Genomic DNA, 4044 nt, shown 5'->3' on the forward strand with positions numbered 1-4044 from the left:
TGTTGAACAAAACCAAAAGTAGCTAAATTCTAGCACTTAATCAAATTCCGTATATATTCCTAGGTATTACTAACTAAACCTTAATATTATGGAAAATGAAAATGGAATTTCAGTAAAGGAACTTAGTCTTTTGCTGACAAAGATGGAAAAACGTTTGGCTATCAGAAACCACTCTGAACAAACAATTAGAAATTACTTGAGAGGTATTGAATATCTCTGCAAGTATACTGGAAAACATCCTGCGAATACAGATATTGATGAAGTTACAGACTTCCTGTATCAAATGCAGTATCATAAATTTAGAGCATGGAGAACTATAAAAATTTATGTGGCAGGTATTAGATGGTATTATGCTGAAATTGACGAAAATCAAAAGTTCGCTTTTCAGATACCATATCCTAAAGAAGAAAAAGATTTACCTGTTATTATTAGCAGGAACGAACTTTTCAAATTATTCTCTAACTGCGAAAATTTGAAACATAAGATGATGCTACTATTGCTTTATTCATCTGGTCTTAGAAGAAATGAACTTCTTAATTTAAAAATTACAGATATTGAAACTAATGATGGAAAATACAGAATAAGAATAAATAGAGCCAAAGGAAATAAGGATAGGTATACTGTACTGTCTGAAAAAATACTTCCTGATTTAAGAAAATATTTTTTACAATATAAACCATTAGAATACCTATTTAATGGTAGAATAAAGGGAGAGCCAATGAGTGCAGGAGGTATTAGACATGCTCTTAAAATGGCAATTAAAAAGTCGAAAATCAAAAAAATAAATCTTCATATTTTAAGGCATTGTTTTGCTTCACATTCGTTAGAAGATGGTATGAACATTAAAACCCTGCAAGAAATATTGGGGCACTCATCAATGAAAACTACAATGATTTATCTTCACGTAAGTGAAATTCCATTATTTAAAGGCTTTAGCCCTTTGGATAAATGGGAGGAAATGCCATGAAAAAATCAAAAATAACTCAGGCATTCGAAAATTTTAGTGATAAATATTTAGAATTAAATTCTGCTACAATTGAGCAACATAAAGTTATTGATTGTATTAAAGTGTGTAAAACAGAAAAACTTGGCTTCAATATACAGGCATGTGAGGATTGCGGAACAGTACATTCACATTACAATTCTTGTGGAAATAGACATTGTCCAAACTGTCAGGCAATAAACAAAGACCGTTGGATTTTACTAAAGAAAAATGATGTACTTCCTGTAAAGTATCACCATACAGTGTTCACAATTCCTGCTGAACTTAGAACATTGTTTAAATATAATAAAAAACTGTTGTACAATTTACTGTTTAAATGTGCTTGGGAAACAATAGAAAGTTTCTCGAAAGACAAAAGAAACAGGATTGAAGCAAAAATGGGAATGATAACAATACTACACACTTGGAAACAAAATTTAGATTATCATCCACATTTACACTGTATAATACCTGCTGGCGGAATTACAGAAAATAACAAATGGAAATCGGCACCAACAAAGGGGAAATATCTTTTTAATGTTGAAGCTCTTGGATTAACTTTTAGAGGCAAATTTTTATCATATTTAAAGCTCTACCAAAAAAATAAAAAAATAAAATATTGGGACTTGAAAAATCAAAGAGAGTCTGAATATTTTTACAATTTGAAAGAAAACTTGTATGCGAAACAATGGATTGTATATTCTAAGGAAAGTTTTAAAAATGAGCAATCCGTTTTTGAATATCTTGGAAGATATACTCATAAAATTGCAATAAGTAATGCTAGAGTAAAATCTATTACTGACAAAACTGTTTCTTTTGAATATACTGATAGAGCTGACAATTACAAAGTAAAAACAAAAACTGTAGATGGGGCGAAATTCATAAAACTTTTTCTTCAGCATGTTTTACCTGCTAGGTTTATGAAAATCAGGAATTATGGATTTTTATCGTCAAGAAATAAAAGTAATGCCTTAGATAAGTTACACATATATTTTAATTTGCCAAAGTATGAAAAACCAGTTAAAATGCTTATTGCGGAAGTTCTTGAAGTTTTATATGATGTACAAGTGGGTGTATGCAAAGAATGCGGGGGAAAATTAATTCTTATTCAATCGCAGGAAAGGCCAAGAGCGTCACCTAAAGTGGCATAACAATCTTGGATTGAAATTATTGAAATTAAAATTAAACACTTTTTTGTGTAAGGAGATTGCTATATCTATAATTGAAATTTTAACATGGAAACAACTGATATAATGACTCTTAAGTTCCTAAATTTTAGGAAAATATGTAAAAAGTATTTGATAAAACTAAATATTTTAAATCAAGATATTTTTTAGAGAAATTCACAGAAAATTAAAAATACATAGGGGTAAAATACCGCTACTTTTGGTGTCGTTCAACAATGCATATAAAAACCGTAGAAGCCTTGCTCTACGGAGTTTTTATATGCTTAGGTGTTGGGTGTAGTAATTTTGTATTCTTTTTTGTCGTTAATATTGAAAGTGTTCCAGCTTGTATCAATTGCACTATACCAATATAAATATTTTCCGTTGGGTGATACATTCGGTGTCGCACGGCAGTCTTTTTTAATTAATTCCGATTTGCCTGTTTTAATATTTATTAAGTAAAAATCGTTATGGTAGGGATATCCTTCCCACATAATTTGAACAGAATATGGCAAATTTGTATATGCCAATACATAGTCGGCATCACCTTCGTTTATTAAACTTATGCCCGTGTATTTGGGCGTTTCTAATTGAACAATTTTCTTGTTATTTAAATTACATACTGTAAGGAAAGTTTTTTTCAAATCTTTCTCTCTCGAATATAATTGCTGTGAATGTAAAACAGACTCGTTCCAATGCCATATATCTAGTTTAGGAATTTCTCCGTCTAAAATTGTAGTGTCTTTTTCAGGTTTAATTGGTGCAGTACCAAAAAATAAACGATTTGTTTTTTTCGAAAATTTAATATTTCCATTTTCGCTTATTTCCCAATTTTCTTTTATATTTTCGTTTGCATTATTTGCTATTTCCTGTATTCCGGAAGTATTATTCCAATAATATAAACTATAGCTATCTTTTTTGTCGCTTATCGTATCGGCTAAAAAAGCTAATTTGTCGCCAATTGTATTTAACGAAAGTTGTTTGTATTGTCCTTTTGCAATAATAATTTCTTTTTGAGAATTCTTTTTCAGATTGTAATAATAAACTCCTGCTTTAAAATCTTTATCATCGCCGGTCGTTATAAAGGCAAGTATTTCTTTATTTTCTGCCAATATATAATCGGTAACAAATGGAAAGTCAATTTTATTATTAGTATCCAAATTTTTTAAAGTCAATATAGATCCATTATCTTCTGATTCCTTTTTACCAAGGTCTTTTTTACTTGTGTCTTTTGAGTGTTCTTTTTCATATTGATATGCAATCCACGCCGACCAATTTTTTGGTAGTTTGTATGATTTTAAATTATTAATTGTGTCGATAGTTGAGTTTTGTATATTAAATATTCCTAATTTGTTTTTAGGCATATTTTCTTTCTTGGTTTTTTTTAGCTTTAATTCTCTAAGTACTTCTAACTTTGGTTTTATGGTAAATGCTATATATTTCGAATCTGATGTTATACAAGCATTTGTGCCAGATATTATAGATTTAAGTTCATTGCCAGTATTATTGGCAATTTTTAAAACAGGATTCCCTTTCCAAGGTTCAGATTTATAAACAATAGTATTTCCATCGTTGGAGATTATCTTTTCGCTTATTCTGTTCCACTTTATTATGTCGTCGAATGTTAATGGTTTCTTATTGTTTTGGGCAATAAGACTGATTCCTATAAAAACTAGTATTATAAAAGAAGTAATTTTTTTCATTTTCAATTAAGATTAATGTATTGCAATGATATTAAAATATATAGACAAATAAATAGTTTCTAGGTTTAATAAAAAAGAAATAATAGTCGTTATATTTTTTGTTGTGTTTATCTTTTTGGGGCTTTTAATAATAAAAAAAGCTTTTTGTAAACTAGTTTTACAAAAAGCTTTTTTGTACCCCCGAGCGGAATCG

The 4044-nt window shown here is 29.2% G+C and carries 3 protein-coding genes; 2 read left to right on the top strand and 1 reads right to left on the bottom strand.

Annotated features, from left to right (window positions below; genetic code table 11):
- The first annotated feature begins 88 nt into the window (after nucleotides 1–88).
- Both PF572_01290 and PF572_01295 read left to right on the top strand, forming a co-directional pair.
- Nucleotides 89–967 (top strand): tyrosine-type recombinase/integrase, encoded by an 879-nt coding sequence (locus tag PF572_01290; GenBank protein ID MDA3839699.1) that lies wholly within the window; start codon nucleotides 89–91, stop codon nucleotides 965–967.
- Nucleotides 964–2133, top strand: coding sequence for an IS91 family transposase (locus tag PF572_01295; GenBank protein ID MDA3839700.1), 1170 nt, complete (start codon nucleotides 964–966; stop codon nucleotides 2131–2133). The genes PF572_01290 and PF572_01295 overlap by 4 nt, the downstream gene beginning before the upstream one ends.
- 299 nt (nucleotides 2134–2432) lie before the next feature.
- Here the strand turns inward: PF572_01295 and PF572_01300 are convergent, their stop codons facing one another.
- Nucleotides 2433–3851: a hypothetical protein gene (locus tag PF572_01300; GenBank protein MDA3839701.1), complete on the bottom strand. Its 1419-nt coding sequence runs from the start codon at nucleotides 3849–3851 to the stop codon at nucleotides 2433–2435.
- Between the last annotated feature and the right edge of the window lie 193 nt (nucleotides 3852–4044).

It is taken from the genome of Patescibacteria group bacterium, assembly GCA_027858235.1.
Classification (GTDB): Bacteria; Patescibacteriota; Patescibacteriia; order Patescibacteriales; family BM507; genus BM507.